The sequence below is a fragment of the Paenibacillus sp. P46E genome, from assembly GCF_001909095.1.
GTDB lineage: Bacteria > Bacillota > Bacilli > Paenibacillales > Paenibacillaceae > Paenibacillus_AQ > Paenibacillus_AQ helianthi.
The window spans coordinates 1-15574 of record NZ_LVYZ01000003.1 but is presented as its reverse complement, the minus strand read 5'-3'; the positions used below and the strand labels follow the sequence as shown (position 1 = coordinate 15574).

Sequence of the window (15574 nt, the reverse complement as noted above, 5' to 3'; positions counted from 1 at the left end):
TATGGATTTGAAGGAGCTGCGCCGGCAGCGGCGCAGCCGGTTCACCGGGAGCCTGATTCCTTACATGGGTTATATCATTCAGAGCGGTGTAGCCATGCTGTTCCTGCTGGTGTTAATTATCTTCTCGGCCTGGTATACTTCACTACTCCGTGATATTCCGGCAGGTATTCCAATCCGTTGGATCATGCTGATTCTCCTTCTGCCTGCGGTAGCCCATAGCAGCTTCAGGACCTATCTGCAGAGTCCTGACACCATCTTTTTGCTGCCGCAGGGGCACCGGATGAAGGAATATTTCGCTCCAGCCTGGGTTGCCGGGAATGTCTGGAAGATTCTGCGGCTGGCCTTCGTGCTGATTACACTGTGGCCCCTCTACATACGCACGGATGATTCTCATCAAATGCTGCTTGCCACACTTGTTGTCCTGATCCTGGTGAAGCTGCTGGCAAGCTTTGGCCTGTGGCGGGAGCTTACCATGTTGTCCCGTCCGGCATCTATTGGGTATAACCTGCTGCGCTGGGCAGTCACTGGGCTGATGATTGCCGCATGGCTGTGGCAGCCCTCTCTGCGTGCACTGATCTTCATTGTAATTCTGGCCGCAGCCTATCTGGCGGCGCTGGCGGTTCCCGGACGGCACTCCGTTCCCTGGGAACGCCTCATTGCTACCGAACGCAATCAGGGGGCGATAGCGCTGATGATTCTGGGCTGGTTCGTGGATGTGCCGGGGCGGGAGCAGCGGGTATATACCCGGCGTTACTTGTCTAAATGGGGCGGGGGCATCTCATGGCGGCGTAATACCGCTTACCGCTTCCTGCTGACCAAAAGCTTCGCCCGGGGCGACATCTTCGGCATTGTGCTGCGAATTGCAGTTCTGTCGCTGCTGCTGGTCTGGTGGAACCGGGGCAGCTACGTGGGAAGCGGCATTTATCTGTTTTTCCTGTTCATCATGGGTGTGCAGCTGTCAGCGCTCCGCAAGCTGCACAGTGAGTCGTTCTGGCTTACCGTCTATCCTCTGCCGGAGGGCAGCAAGGCACGCAGTACAATCCAGTTCATTTTCCGCGCGCATCTGCTGCTGGCTGTGCTGACCGGTCTGCCATTCCTGAGCACGGTTGTAGAGCGTCCACTGCCTGTAATCGGCACCTTTCTTGCCGGCGGGCTGCTGGCCTATCTCTTCAAAACCCGTGCTTCCCGCAAAACTGCGCAGGAGGACGACGACATCTAGTGAACTTGGGAGCTTGATGAGCGGTTTATTATTCCATATGGAAAAAGGATCACTACATGAGCTCATTTGGCCCATGGAATATCTTGTGTTGGAAAAAGGATCATTAATTCTGCTGAAAAAGGATATATTGGATGATTATGTGTGAATTAGATGGACGAAATCCCATTAAACCTTCTGAATCCAGGGTTGCAGCCGATTTAGGTCTACTTTTCCACGTAACTTCAGCTCTAACTTCAGCTCTAACTTTAACTTCAACTCCAGCTCCAGCTCCAGCTCCAGCTCTACCTTTAATTCCTAAGGAGCTTCATTGTTTTCGTCATGGCTTTCAAGTCTCCAGTTCAAGCAGTATCATTCTATATCTGAAAAAGACGCCTTGGCAGGAGCATTAGCTCCGCTCAAGGCGTCTTTTCTAAAATCATGAATCACAAGACTATCTAGAGGTACATCTGGAATTGAGAATTCCATCTTTACTTCCGCATGGAGCAGGGAATGGAGTACAGCGCAGGTAGGACGGGAGAGAGCCGGGGCTCCCTCCCGGGATGGTTATTCCCGGTTAGACAAAGAGTGAACGGCTGATGATGACCAGCAGGATAAAGAGAACCAGAATTGCACCAGTGCTTGTAAACATAGGGTGTCCATATCCGCCTCTAACTTCTTCGCTCATGTTCATTCCCCTTTCGCGTGTGAGTTGTTGTACTTGAGTACACCGTATTGTATGTGTGAAGGGAACAACGTGTATAGGCCAATGCCATAACCGCCTGCAAAAAAAAGTCAGCCCCGGTACGCCGGGGCTGACTCCTATGGTCAAAACTTGGTCAATCAGGCTTTTTCCAGATCGCGGATTCCGGAATAGACCATGTCGAACAGATCCTCAAGCTGATCTTCTTCAATACAGGAGAAGGCCACGCGCAGATCGGTCTCACCCAGGGCAATCGTGCCCAATCCATAGTTATGGATCAGGTGCAGACGCAGGGCATCAGCGTGAACAGTATGCAGCTTCAGGCACATGAAGTATCCGGAGTTGAAAGGATAGTAGGTCCAGACCTCGTCGCCGTATTTGCCGCTGTCCAGCAGTGCCTTCACTTTATTGGCACGGCCCTTCATGATCTGGAACTTCTCTTCCTTCTGATCCGCAAATTTAGGCGACTTGAGCGCGTCCAGCACAAAGGTCTGCGAAGGATGCGGTCCACTGGAAATGGTGGCGCGGATAATCCCCATCGTCTTTTGTTCCAGGGCAGCGAGCACTTCCTTGCTGTCTGAAGCAAAAGTGATGAAACCGACGCGGAAGCCCCAGACAAACTCCTCTTTGGTCGCTCCGTCAATCTTCACAGCGAGTACACGCGGATGCAGATTAGCCAGACGGCCGAAGAGGGACTCCTTCAGTGAATCTTCGAAAAAGAGACCGAAATAAGCGTCGTCACTGACCACCACGACATTGATGCCTTCTTCTGCAGCGCGCAGAATAGAAGCCACGATCGCTTCGCCTTCCTTGATGCCCGGAGTATAGCCTGTAGGGTTGTTCGGGAAGTTGAGCAGCACAATGGCTTTGCCGCGGTCCTTCTGGGCCAGCAGTGCATCGAGCAGTCCCTCGCTGTTGAAGCTCATATCTTCAGTGAAAAGCGGATAGGTGACGGTATCGCTGAGACGGCGCACGCCGAAGGTCAGCTCGTAATTCTCCCAGTTTTTGTCCGGATAGATGATCGCATCGCCTTGATCGGCGAACAGGTCGGCAACGATGCTGAGCCCGTGGGTCAGGGCATTGGTAACGATAGGGTTACCGAAGGACTTGCCTTCAAGCGACGGTGTCTCGCGAAGCATTTTCTCGCGCCATACGGTACGCAGCTCCGGTTTGCCTGCTGGCGGAGCATAACCATACAAGTCCTTGGGGCTGTAAGCTGAGAGCTTATCCTGAATAACGCCGAGGTGCATAGGTACACCTTTTTCAGTGGCAATGCCAATGGTTGCATTGTATTTCTTGGCATGAGCGGCCGCTTCAGCGGATTGGCTCAGAATACCCTCTTTGGGATAATACAGCGCTTTGCCAAGATTGGAGAGCATATCGTATACATGTTCATTGCCTGCCTTGATGCTGTCATTCAATTGTCCAGCCAGTGGATTCATCGGTTTCATCCTTCCGGTATTCTTCTGGGATATACGTTAACATTGCCTAACATTATATCACCGTGATTCACCGCCGTCACTGATGAAAGAGGCAATTTCCATTACTTTTAAAATATTTGTGGCGGATCCTCCCAGACCTGAACCTCGATATAGCGCTCTGGCCCATGGGTTCCCCCGGCATTCCATTCCTGAGGCCAGCCGAATTGTGAAATGACTTCCCGGATCTCTGTAAGCAGGTATACCTGTCCCCGGTAAGGCTTACCGTCCAGAACTCTCATTGTGGGAAACAAATCGCCATACGTGAAGCTTATACAGTTAGGAGAAAAGCAGTCTACCGGAATCCTCAGCTCCATACCGTTAGGATACCATTCCAGCAGCCACGGACAGCTTCCAAAGGTCATATAGTGGGGCTGCTGGCGGACGGGGTGGCCTCCTTTGGCAATAAAAGCCTCCCGTGCCTTGTGCTCCAGGCTGCGCCGGATATCGAGATAATCTGCTGAGCGTTTGCTGGCAAACCCTTTGTTCTTCTGGCGTATGTCCGCAAGAACATGCTCTGCTTCCTCGGGTGCCAGGTCTGATAAATTCCGAAACGGTCCGGCAGATTGATCATAGTAGTGGTACAGATACTCCAAATTCCATCCCGCCAATCTACCATGAAATATTCAAATAGATAACAGCTATATTCTACCACTCAGGAGTGGTAGGGGCAGTATTTTTCCATCATGGCGATGGTTTCGGCATCACGTGCCCCGTTTCTGTCCTGAAGCCCCTGAGTAACGGCATTCCTTGCATCTTCCTTCAGATTCTGGCCGAATTTGAATTTGGCGGTTACTTCTTCGGGAACGATCCGCACAACGGCAACACCCTTCAGGGCTGGGCGGTATCTGGGGTCTTCGGCATCAATCGGGGCATAGCCTCCTTCCGGCTGGAGCTTTTGCATAAAAAGAGTAAGCACGGCTGCTTTTTCGGCAGCGTCTTCTACAAGCTCCGCTTGTCCGTAAGCCGTTACGCTTTTGAAATAGGCGGTGGCAGGGCAGGCAAGCTCAGGATCGCTGAAATAGGAAGGAATGATGGCATATTCGTCGGCAACCGTGAAGCATACCCGCTGATTGTGGCGGATGCTCTTCATTTTGCCTCCGGCGTGACTTCCATGGAAATAGAAGTTTCCCTCCATATAGACAAAGTTGAGCGGCGTTACACGCGGCAACCCCTTCTCATCACTGGTCCCGAGAAAACCAAAGCTCATTCCGTTTAGAAAAACGGCCAGCTCCTCTTCCTGCTCTACCTGAAATTCTTTTCTGCGCATATCGGCACATCCTTTTCTCAATAATGGCGGAGCCCTACGCTCCGGGTTAAGCGGTCATCTTAGAATAGAAGAAGAATTGACAATAAAAAAGGACCGGTTTACATTAATTTTATTAGTCCACTTTGATGTGGAGAGGGTGGGGACATGAATTTCACGTTGCCTTATGACCAGTATTTGCAGGTTCACCGCTACAAGTATCTGGCCTTATACCATGCGCTCCGCGCGGCTATTCTTGGCGGGACTCTTCCGGGTGGAACCCGGCTTCCATCCACCCGGAAGCTGGCGGAGCTGTACCAGATCTCACGCGGCTCGGCATCGCAGGTGTACGACATGCTGCTGGCTGACGGCTACATCCGGACGGAGACCGGCCGGGGCACCTATGTCGCCAATGACAGCTTTGAACCCGTGGAGCAGGAACGGGTGGGGGCGGTTCAGGAAATTGAAGGTGCTGTAGCTGCGGCATCGGCTTTTGCTGGGTCAGAAGGTTCAACGGATGCGGTTACGGGCGCATTTGCAGATGTGGGAGCAGCTTGTGATAAAACCGGAATACCACTATCCGGCTGGGGACAACGCCTTATGGAGAGGAATGTTCTCATCTATGAACAAGAGGAAGAGAACTTCGTCAGCTTTCGCAGCCGGGGGATGCTCATGGAGTACTTTCCTTATGAGGAGTGGCGGAGCGCACTGAAATATGCTGGCGGCAAAAGCGGCGGGAGGATGGAAGGCTACTGCCCTCCCCAGGGCGAAGAAAGCCTGCGGCTGGCAATTGCCGCCCATCTCCGAGTGACGCGCGGCATCCGGGCAGAGGCGGAGCAAATTGTCCTGTTCAACGGATCGATGCAGGGTATCGTCCTTCTGACGCAGCTCCTGCTGGAGCCGGGAAGCCCCGCTGTTGCCGAGGACCCCGGATTTCACGGCATCCGCAGAGCTGTGGAAATCTCAGGCGGGAAGCTGCTGCTGGGTAAGGTGGACGGGAGCGGGCTGGTGCCGCAGGAATGGGCGGCCCGGCTGCTGTTCGTTACCCCAAGCCGCCAGTTCCCCACTGGCGCCGTGCTGCCGCTCGACCGGCGGCGCCGTCTGCTGGAATGGGCGCGGCGGCAGGAAGCGCTGATAGTGGAGGACGATTACGACAGTGAATTCCGCTGGGGCGGGCGGCCCATAGAACCGCTGAAGGCACTCGACCGTGAAGAGCGGGTCGTTTACCTGGGCTCATTCTCAAACAGCATGTTCTCCAGCCTGCGGCTGGGCTATGCCGTGCTCCCGCCCTTGCTGATCCGGCCGGTGACCGCCGCCAAGGCGCTGTATGAGCCGCTTCCGGGCGGCCAATTGGAGCAGCGTGCTCTGGCGCGCTTCATGCAGACCGGCGGCTACAGCCGGCATCTGCGGCGGATGACGCGCCTCTATGGCGAGCGTGCCCGGCGCCTCCGCTCGCTGCTGTCCGAGCGGCTCGGTCTGCTGTTTGAGCTGCTGCCCGGCGATGCGGGGCTGCATATCTACGCGCGCTGGCGGCGCAGCAGAGCGGAATTCGCCGCCTTCCGGGCGGCTGCGCTTAGGCGCGGCACGGATTTCCGGGACGCAGCGTTGTACCAGGCTGCACCGGGCGTTCCGGCGGCCTGCTTTTCTTTTGCCCATTTGGATAGTGCACAGCTCGAGAATGGGGTCAACCGTCTGCTGCTGGCCTGGGAGGATGTGCAAAATCGAATGTGACAAGGTATTATGGGAAGTATGGAACGGTTAGGATGCTTCCGAAGCGAGTTTGTACGAAGCATATTCAGGAAGTAGAGCTCACAAACTTTTAGATGATGCTTCCGAAGTGAGTTTTGCTGCAAAGTGATCTCGAAGAAGTAGAATTCCGCAAAACTTAAGATAATGCTTCCGAAGCGAGTTTGTACGAAGCGTATTCAGGAAGTTGAGCTCACAAACTTTTAGGAGGGAACATTATGTTGCATGCATCGCCGTCCTCTTTTGTGATCCTGCCGGCCCTGGCGAAGATTGTCTGCGAACCGGGCTGGAAATGGCAAAAAAGAGAGAAGCCGCTGCAAAATTATGATTTGTTCTATGTCTGGAGCGGGGAAGGCACGGTAGTGCGCAGAGGAGTCCCTTATCAGGTGGGGAAGGGGAGCTGCTTCCTGTTCCGTCCGGGGGATCATACCAGCGCGACCCATAATCCGCAGAAGCCGCTTGTGCTTACATACATTCATTTTGATGTGACTGAGAGTGTGACAGATATTCCCGAGCCTTACCGTGAACTGTCCGAGACGGTGGAGTTCGAGCATTTGCTGGCGCGGTATGTCCGCCTGTTTCTCGTCAAGACCTTTGCGGCAGAGGAGGAAGGCCAACTGATTCTGAAGCAGCTGATGATCCATCTGCTCCGTGAGGATCAGGTGATGCCGGTGGAACGTCATGTAAGTAACCAATTGGCTGAGGTCATTCATGAGGTAGCCAACTATGTCAGCCAGCATCCCGGAGCGGTACACCGGGTGGAGGATCTGGCGGCGCGTGCCGGGCTGTCCCCGCGTTATTTTTCGATCAAGTTCAAGGAGATTACCGGCTCTTCTGTCCAGTCCTACGTGATCCGCACCCGAATTGAGCGGGCACAGCATCTTCTGCTGTATGCCGGAATGAACGTAACCGAGGTGGCGGATGCGCTGGGTTACCGCGATATTTTCTTTTTCAGCCGCCAGTTCAAGCAGCACACCGGCAAAAGTCCGTCCGAGATCCGCTGATCCCCTGTTTGTTTACATATTTTCGGCCGGGTGAAGCAGAAATGTCTGCAACCACAGGAGACGATTGAAGAATAGCAGTGTGGCAGCTTCGGATCATTGGTTTTGATCATTTGTCCTAAAATAGTAGCTTATCCAGATCAACGAAGGGAACCGGGGCCGAACAGGGCTTCCGGTCTTTTTGATTATATTAGGAAATTATACTGTGGAAAAACGGTGGATCACTCCGATTGAAAGTGAGAGGGATAAACATGAAGAAACAGGCCGGAGGAAACGAAATGAACTAAACGGGCCTAAGAGGAAATACCTCTGATCTGGCCGTAAACGGGCTAGTGGGCAGAATGAGAGGTAGAAATACCTCTGATCACACCGTAAACGGGCTAGCGGGCAGAATGAGAGGTAGAAATACCTCTGATCACACCGTAAACGGGCTAGCGGGCAGAATGAGAGGTAGAAATACCTCTGATCTCGCCATAAACGGGCTAGCGGGCGAAATGGGAGGTAGAAATACCTCTGATCTCACTGTAAACGGGCTAGCGGGCAGAATGAGAGGTAGAAATACCTCTCATTTGTGAGCAATGCCGTTACCTGCGGCAATGAGATGCTGGATTCACCCGTTAGGGTGATTTTGTTCTTTCAGGAGGTTTGAAGGTTTGCATGTATTAGGGCATCTGGGCCGGGGGATAAGGATAAAGAGCGTAAGTCTTGAACAACCCGTTCAGGAGGCCTATGATGAGTATAGATAGAACGATAAAGAAACTACAGGCTGGAGGAGAGAGAATATGTACGAAATCGTGTTGATACGCCATGGCGAGAGCGAGTACAACCGCCAGAATCTGTTCACAGGCTGGAGCGACCCCGATCTGACAGAGAAGGGGATAGAAGAGGCCAAAGCAGCCGGCAAGCTCCTGAAGGAGGCGGGCTATACTTTCGACCTGGCCTTTGCATCTGTGCTGAAACGTTCGATCAAGACACTTAACTATGTCCTGGATGAGATGGACCTGTTGTGGATTCCCGTGCAGAAGTCCTGGAAGCTGAATGAGCGTCATTACGGCGCGCTGCAGGGGCTGAGCAAGAGCGAAACTGCGGTAAAATACGGCGAAGAGCAGCTGCATATCTGGCGGCGCAGCCTGTCTGTCCGTCCTCCGATGCTGGAGCCGGATGATCCGCGTTATGCCCGGAACGATATCCGCTACAAGGAGGTCCGCCCCGGCGATATTCCCCGCGGTGAGAGCCTGGAGGATACCGTGCACCGCGTCGGTGATTTCTGGAGCAATCGTATTGTGCCGCTGGTCCGCAAGAAGGAACGGGTGCTGATCTCGGCGCATGGCAATACGCTGCGGGCCTTGATCAAATTCATGGAGGATATTGACGAGAAAGCCTTGCTGGATCTGAATGTTCCGACAGGAGTCCCTCTGGTCTACAAGCTGGATGATAACGTGAAACCGATTAGCCGCTTTTATCTCGGGGAGCCGGAGGAAGTTCAGCAAAAGGCCCGCGATGTGGCGAATCAGAGCAAGGTGACGGAATAATCTGTCTGATATAGATGTTCAACTAAAAAGGCAGCAGGTCTTTCCGATTGTTCCGGAGGCCTGCTGCCTTTGGTTAAAATATAAGAATTTATTCACACTATACGCTTAATAATCCTTCTATTTCTCGCTGAAACGGATGCCGGTCTATTATGAGGCGTATCCGTTTCTCCTTAGGTTCCCCTACACCGGGCGCTGCAGCTCGCCCAGCAGTTCGCCCATCTTCACCTTGGTTCCGCTGGCAAGTCCAGATCGGGGGGTGAAGCTGCCGTTCTCGAGGAGCAGTACCACGGTAGAGCCGAATTCGAAATAGGCCAGGTCGTCGCCGATCTCCCAGGCATCGGCCGCCTCATCCGCATAATGGATACTGCTGACATTCATCGCACCGACCTTCACTACTGCGGTTTCACCGTTTGCTCCGGCGATATAAGTAATCAGCCGTTCATTGCGGCTCAGTACACCCTTCATATGTGTCATCCCGAATTCATTGACAGGGTATGCTCTCCCGCGGATATGCTCACTCTCGACTTTGCGCCCGGTAAGGGGGGCATGAATCCGGTGATAATCCGTTGGGCTTAAGTACAGCACGAAGAAAAAGCCTTTTTTGTACAGCTCCAGGTGCGGGGAGTGGTTCAAAAGCTCCTCCAGTTCATAATCCTGACCTTTTACATTCATTATGGTTCCAGAATGAATCTCGCCCATGGCGGTAATCAGCGCATCTACCGGACTGGCTACGGCATTCTCGCCGCTGGCAACCGGACGCATGCCGGATTTGAGATGACGGCTGAAAAATTCATTAAGTGTAAGGTATTCCCCGGAAGGCTTCTCTGCTTCAGAAGCGGGAATATGATAAGTCCGAATAAATACCGGGATCAAATAACGGCTGAGTCTGCTATGGGAAAAAGCCCCCATCAACCGGGAAAGCCATCTGTGCGAGGACAACTCGGTCATCAGCCGCAGCAATTGTTTTACCATGAGTATCTCCCTTCCATCATGCAGCAGCACGGCCCTGGGTCCAGGACCGTTTCCGCTCTGCATTATATTGACATAGAATAAGAGACAAATCAATAACTGATGTACTGTGAAGGATGGTCAAGCAGATATCGCGCATAGGCTATCGGCTTCCGGTAGCTCTCCTTCCATGCCCCGGTCAGCCCGGCTTTGCGGAAGCCGTAGCGCTGATCACGGCCGTTACATTCGATGAAATAGACCCGGCCTTTTTCCGTGACGCCCATGTCCAGCCCGATGTCTGCCAGTCCGGGCAGGTTCCGCGCCAGCTCGTGTGCAATGCTGAGGCTGTAAGCCAGAACGGACATGCGGATACCTGCCGCCGCTTGCCCGGAAAATGCCTGCTCCAGTGCATATGAAGAGTCAAGTGCTTCTCCTCCCCGGGCAATGTTGGAGACGAAGCCCCCCGGCGCCGCCCGTTTGGCGAATAGTCCGGTGACCTGCCATTCCCCGCCCCACCCACGCTGCACCGTGACACGCAGATCAAACGGACGGCCCCCAATCTCTGCCAGCGGGATGCGTTCCTGAACCAGGTAAGGGGCGGAGGCCAGACGCATCCGCAGGGCTCTGGGCAGTGCATCCTGATTAATCTGGGTGCTGACCCAGTTGCGGGAGCCGAAGGGCAGATAACTCCAGTTCCACAATTCTGGACTACTCCGCGTCAGGCGCATTACGCCTTGACCGATACTTCCGCGGCAAGGCTTGAGAATAAGGTCGGAGTAGCGGGACATCATCTCTTTCAGTCCGGATAGACCGGCTGAGGTGGCGGGCAGAAGTCCGCGCAGTCTGGCATTCTGCTCCAGCAGTCCGTGGATCTGATCTTTGCCATAGCGGTTGCATGTATTATATACCAGTACGCCACTGCCCAGCAGTCTGTCGATCCCCTGGCTGCCCGGGTCGTAGATAGCCCGGTTGTGAATGACGTCCGGCGTTGGAATGACCACTCTCCTGTAGCCCCTAGTATGCTTCATGTAGGCAATGCTGTAGCCGGTTTTCGTATCGATGTCGGACAGTTTCAGGAAGCAGGGGGCCAACCCGTATGCAGCGGCGGCTTCCTCGTAGCTTTTCAGCGACTCCTGTCCCGTTTTTTGCCGGGGAACGCCCCGGTGCATAGCGGCATTTAGCAGTATTCCCACGAGCTTTTGCCCCATGTTCGTTCCTCCCGTTATCTTCTATAGTTCCGGCAGTTCCTCTTCCTGTGTCATTGTATGTGTGTACTCGCCCTTTAGGGTGGACGAATGTGCGGTGGCAGATGCCCTTTTTTGGGGAGGGCAGAATTTACAGGCTTGGTGTAAACGGGTGTCATCCGCCTAGTGCGCTGCATATGATGCCAAGGAGAAACAATAGATGGAAGGAGGAGACTGCTTGTGAAGAGCTCCAGGAAAAATCAGCACCGCAGTTCCAAAAAACCGCTCTATATTGTGGACAATCCGAATATGAAGGAACTCAGCATGCTGGGAAGCAGTCCCAAGATACAGGAGGTTACAGACACCTCCGGAAGCGAAGTGCCGGATACCGGGAGTACAACTTTGAAGGTTAGCGGGGTAGATACGCTTGCAGCGGAGGATTCCGTGGAATCTGCCGTTCTTGATCAGCAAGAGCCTCAGGAACAGGTGGCGGAACCTCCAGTTTCGGCTGCTGAGCCTTTGCCGTTGACTCCTGAAGCCGTGCTGCCGGTGGTGGAAAAAGAACGCCTGCAGCCTGTATATACGGATGATTTGTCCGACGCTGCCGTTACCGGAAGCAAAATCGCCCCCCGGACCATTGACGGGTCCAAGCTGAAATTCGGCATCATCGGAACGCCCTGGCTGCAGGATTATGCCGTGCAGAGCATCAATATCGCGGACAAGGCAGTAACTTCCTCTAAGCTGGCCCCAGAATCCGTAACGGGTGAGCATTTGGCAGAAGGAAGTATCAGCGGCGGCAAGCTGTTGGATCATTCCATCGGCGGCGAAAAACTTAAGAATGGCAGTATTGGTCCGGAAAAGCTGGCCGACCGGATCATCGGCGGAGGTCAAATTGCCGATCAGGCCATTACAAGCCGCCATCTTAGCGACTGCATTATTACGGCTGACCTGCTTGAAGATGGAGCAGTGACGGGCGAGAAAATTCTGAGCAGCACCATCGTCAGCCGGCATCTGGCGAACGGGAGCGTTGACCGTTCCAAGCTGGCGGACGAAGCGGTAACGGGGGACAAAATAGCTGACGGAGAGATCAGCGGGGATAAGCTGGGGGACGCCGTTATTGAGAGCCGCCATATCAGCGGCGGCGCCATTACAGCGAAGCATCTGGCTCCGGGAGCCATAGGGCCGGAACAGCTTGCTAGCCGTTTGATCGGCAAAGAGCAGCTCCAGTCCGGGATCATCGACAGCGGTCACCTTGCCGATGGAGCGGTAGGTCCACGCCAGATTGGCAAGGAGGCCGTACGGGGACAGCACTTAAGCCCGGAAAGTGTGAATGGCAGCCATATTGCCGACGGGGAGATTGCCAGCAGGCATTTGGCGGACCGCAGTATTTCTTTTGTGAAGCTGGCGGAAGGGGCAGTTGGAACAGTTCAGCTTGTGGAGCAGGCAGTTACCTCTTCCAAAATAGCGGATCAGAGCATCCTTGCCCATAAGCTGGCTGATGAAGCGGTAACGACACGGCACATCGCCAAATCTGCGGTACGGGGGCCGCAGCTTGCCATGCAGGCAGTTGCTTCGATCCATCTGCAGCGTGAGTCTGTCGAGCACTCCCATCTGGCGGCGGAATCCGTCGGGTCTGTGCAGCTGCAGGAACAATCGGTACTCACGAGCCATCTGGCAGATGGGGCAGTTACGGGGGAACAGCTGGCTTCTGGATCGGTTGACGGAGAGCATCTGCGCCCGCATAGCATCACCCCGGACAAATTGGCGGATGGTAGCGTCATTGCCGCCAAGCTGGCTCCGGGTGCTGTTAACGGCAACGCAATTGCGCGGGAAGCCGTCAGCGGGGAACATATTGCTTTTTGTACGGTAGAGGAAAAAAATCTGGCAGATGCCAGTGTCAGCGGTCGTGTATTGCAGCGGGCCGTTGTGGATGCCGAGCACTTGGCACCGGGGGCTGTAGAGCGCAGACATCTTGGGGACAACAGTGTAACCTCCTCTGCCCTGCAGCCAGGTTCGGTAGTGGGTGAGAAGCTGGCAACCGGCGCGGTGAAGGAGGTCCATCTCTCTGCCGGTATCGTTCAGCCGCATCATTTAGCTGATCATGCCGTCACGTCATTGAAGCTGTCGCCGGAAAGTGTCTCAACCGATAAGCTGGGCGATCTGGCAGTTACAGCAATGAAGCTGGCGGATGGCAGTGTGGAAGCTGCGAAGCTGGCGGCATCAGCAGTTCAGGCAGAGCACTTGAGTGCGGGGGCGGTTGGCTCTGGTGCAGTCAGTGACGCCGCTGTGCAGGGAAGACATCTTGCGCCGGGGAGTGTTAGCGGGGCACATATTCGGCCGATGTCCATCGGTAATGGACATATCGGCCCGAGCTCCATCTCGTCTATTCAGATCCAGGATGGCAGCATCAGCGGAGCTAAGCTGATAGAAGGTGCAGTCTCATCCCGCCACCTCGCACCCAGTAGTGTGGCAGGCAGCCATTTGGCGGAAGCTTCAGTGGAAGGAAAGCATATCGGGCAAGGCGGTATCACCTTAGCGCATCTTGCTGAAGAAGTCCGCAGCGGCCAGATTTTGCCGGACGGCAGTATTGGCGGTGAGAAGCTGGCAGCGGGTGCTGTGGGGTCCTACCATCTGGCCTCTGGAAGTATAGGGGCCGGGCATCTGGCGCCGGGAGCGGTAGAGGGACAGCATATTCGAGACGGAGAGATTACCCTGGCGCATCTGGCGGAAGAGACACGCAGTGCAGACATCCTTCCGGATGGAAGCATCAGCGGTTCCAAACTGGCCGAGGGCTCGGTAGCGGCATTCCATCTGGCTACAGGCAGTGTGTATGCAGATCATTTGACAACGGACGCGGTAGACAGCCGCCATATCCGCTCCGGCAGCATCCGGCTTGAACATCTGGCCAAGGAAACACTGACCTCTGAATTGCTGCCGGATGGCAGTATTGGAAATGGGAAGCTGGCCGCTGGTGCGGTGAGTTCGCTGAATCTCCAGCAGGAAAGCATTTATGGTGAGCATCTTGTAGACGGAATACTGCAGGAACGGCATTTGCGTCCAGGTCTGATCAAGCTTGAACATCTTGCAGATGAGTCCCGTAGTGCAGCGCTGCTGCCGGACGGCAGCGTGGGCGGAAGCAAGCTGGCGGCAGGCGCAGTAGGTTCGTCTCAGCTGGCTTCCGGCAGCGTATTGGGAGGGCATTTGGCAGCGGATGCGGTGGATAGCCGCCATATCCGTGCCGGCAGCATCCAGTTGGCTCATCTGGCTGCCGAGACGCTGAGCGCGGAGCTGCTGCCGGACGGCAGCGTAGGCGGAAGCAAACTGGCGGAAGGTGCGGTAAGTTCGCAGCATCTGCAGCGGCAGAGCATCCAAGGCGAACATCTCGCGGATGGAACGCTGGAAGAACGCCATTTGGGCAGCGGCATCATCAAGCTTGAGCATCTGGCAGATGAAGTCCACAGTGCGGAGCTGCTGCCGGACGGCAGCATTGGAAGAAGTAAGCTGGCGGCAGGTGCAGTAGGTACGCAGCATCTGCAAGCCCGGAGCATTCAAGGCGAACATCTGGCAGATGGAACGCTGGAGGAACGTCATTTGGGCAGCGGGATCATCAAGCTTGAGCATCTGGCGGAGGAAGTCCACAGTGCGGAGCTGCTGCCGGACGGCAGTATTGGAGAGAGCAAGCTGGCGGTAGGTGCGGTAGGTACGCAGCATCTGCAGCCGCAGAGCATCCAAGGTGAACATCTGGCGGACGGAACGCTGGAGGAGCGTCATTTGGGCAGCGGCATCATCAAGCTTGAGCATCTGGCGGATGAAGTCCACAGTGCGGAGCTGTTGCCGGACGGCAGTATTGGAAGAAGCAAGCTGGCGGCAGGGGCAGTGGGATCGCATCACTTGCAGCCGCAGAGCATCTACGGCAGGCATCTGGCGGATGGAACGCTGGAGGAGCGTCATTTGGGCAGCGGGATCATCAAGCTTGAGCATCTGGCGGAGGAAGTCCACAGTGCGGAGCTGCTGCCGGACGGCAGCATTGGAGAGAGCAAACTGGCGGTAGGTGCGGTAGGTACGCAGCATCTGCAGCCGCAGAGCATCCAAGGTGAACATCTGGCGGATGGAACGCTGGAGGAGCGTCATTTGGGTAGCGGGATCATCAAGCTTGAGCATCTGGCGGATGAAGTCCGCAGCGCGGAGCTGCTGCCGGACGGCAGTATTGGCTGCAATAAGCTAACGGCAGGCGCGGTGGGATCGCAGCATCTGCAGCCGCAGAGCATCTACGGCGGGCATCTGGCGGATGGAACGCTGGAGGAGCGCCATTTGGGCAACGGCATCATCAAGCTTGGGCATTTGGCGGAAGAAGTCCGCAGCGCGGAGCTGCTGCCGGACGGCAGTATTGGCGGCAATAAGCTAACGACAGGCGCGGTGGGATCGCAGCATCTGCAGCCGCAGAGCATCTACGGCGGGCATCTGGCGGATGGAACGCTGGAGGAGCGCCATTTGGGCAACGGCATCATCAAGCTTGGGCATTTGGCGGAAGAAGTCCGCAG

General features: G+C 55.1%; 11 protein-coding genes. 5 read left to right on the top strand and 6 right to left on the bottom strand.

Going from position 1 to position 15574, the window contains the following annotated elements:
- The first annotated feature begins 1 nt into the window (after nt 1).
- Complete coding sequence (locus tag A3849_RS02770) at nt 2–1219, top strand: ABC transporter permease (protein WP_074110082.1); 1218 nt, start codon at nt 2–4, stop codon at nt 1217–1219.
- Nucleotides 1220–1772: 553 nt separating this feature from the next.
- Here the strand turns inward: A3849_RS02770 and A3849_RS33285 are convergent.
- The 4 genes from A3849_RS33285 to A3849_RS02755 all read right to left on the bottom strand — a co-directional run bounded on the left by A3849_RS33285 (nt 1773) and on the right by A3849_RS02755 (nt 4646).
- The gene (locus tag A3849_RS33285) at nt 1773–1883 is read right to left on the bottom strand and encodes a YjcZ family sporulation protein (protein ID WP_208619449.1); all 111 of its coding nucleotides are present in this window, start codon (nt 1881–1883) and stop codon (nt 1773–1775) included.
- A gap of 155 nt (nt 1884–2038) precedes the next feature.
- Nucleotides 2039–3340 carry an aminotransferase class I/II-fold pyridoxal phosphate-dependent enzyme gene (locus tag A3849_RS02765; RefSeq protein ID WP_074110081.1) on the bottom strand — a complete coding sequence of 434 codons (1302 nt, stop codon included), beginning with the start codon at nt 3338–3340 and terminating at the stop codon, nt 2039–2041.
- A gap of 107 nt (nt 3341–3447) precedes the next feature.
- Nucleotides 3448–3972 carry a hypothetical protein gene (locus A3849_RS02760; protein WP_074110080.1) on the bottom strand — a complete coding sequence of 175 codons (525 nt, stop codon included), beginning with the start codon at nt 3970–3972 and terminating at the stop codon, nt 3448–3450.
- A gap of 59 nt (nt 3973–4031) precedes the next feature.
- Complete coding sequence (locus A3849_RS02755) at nt 4032–4646, bottom strand: pyridoxamine 5'-phosphate oxidase family protein (RefSeq protein ID WP_074110079.1); 615 nt, start codon at nt 4644–4646, stop codon at nt 4032–4034.
- Between the two features lie 144 nt (nt 4647–4790).
- Here A3849_RS02755 and pdxR point away from each other — a divergent pair, with 144 nt between their 5' ends.
- From pdxR to gpmA, 3 genes are all read left to right on the top strand, one after another.
- Nucleotides 4791–6353: a MocR-like pyridoxine biosynthesis transcription factor PdxR gene (gene pdxR / locus A3849_RS02750; protein WP_074110078.1), complete on the top strand. Its 1563-nt coding sequence runs from the start codon at nt 4791–4793 to the stop codon at nt 6351–6353.
- Between the two features lie 233 nt (nt 6354–6586).
- Entirely contained in the window at nt 6587–7372 is a 786-nt protein-coding gene (locus A3849_RS02745) for a helix-turn-helix domain-containing protein (RefSeq protein WP_074110077.1), read from the top strand.
- Nucleotides 7373–8151: 779 nt separating this feature from the next.
- On the top strand, nt 8152–8901 hold the full coding sequence (gene gpmA / locus A3849_RS02740; protein ID WP_074110076.1) for a 2,3-diphosphoglycerate-dependent phosphoglycerate mutase: 750 nt from the start codon (nt 8152–8154) through the stop codon (nt 8899–8901).
- A 180-nt stretch (nt 8902–9081) separates the two neighbouring features.
- On the opposite strand, the gene asd is transcribed toward gpmA, so the two are convergent.
- Both asd and A3849_RS02730 read right to left on the bottom strand, forming a co-directional pair.
- Nucleotides 9082–9873, bottom strand: a complete 792-nt coding sequence (asd, locus tag A3849_RS02735) for an archaetidylserine decarboxylase (RefSeq protein WP_074110075.1) — start codon at nt 9871–9873, stop codon at nt 9082–9084.
- Between the two features lie 89 nt (nt 9874–9962).
- Nucleotides 9963–11057, bottom strand: coding sequence for a YheC/YheD family endospore coat-associated protein (locus A3849_RS02730; protein WP_074110074.1), 1095 nt, complete (start codon nt 11055–11057; stop codon nt 9963–9965).
- A 216-nt stretch (nt 11058–11273) separates the two neighbouring features.
- Here A3849_RS02730 and A3849_RS02725 point away from each other — a divergent pair.
- Nucleotides 11274–15574: hypothetical protein (locus tag A3849_RS02725; protein WP_074110073.1), on the top strand; the 4301-nt coding region annotated here is incomplete at its 3' end.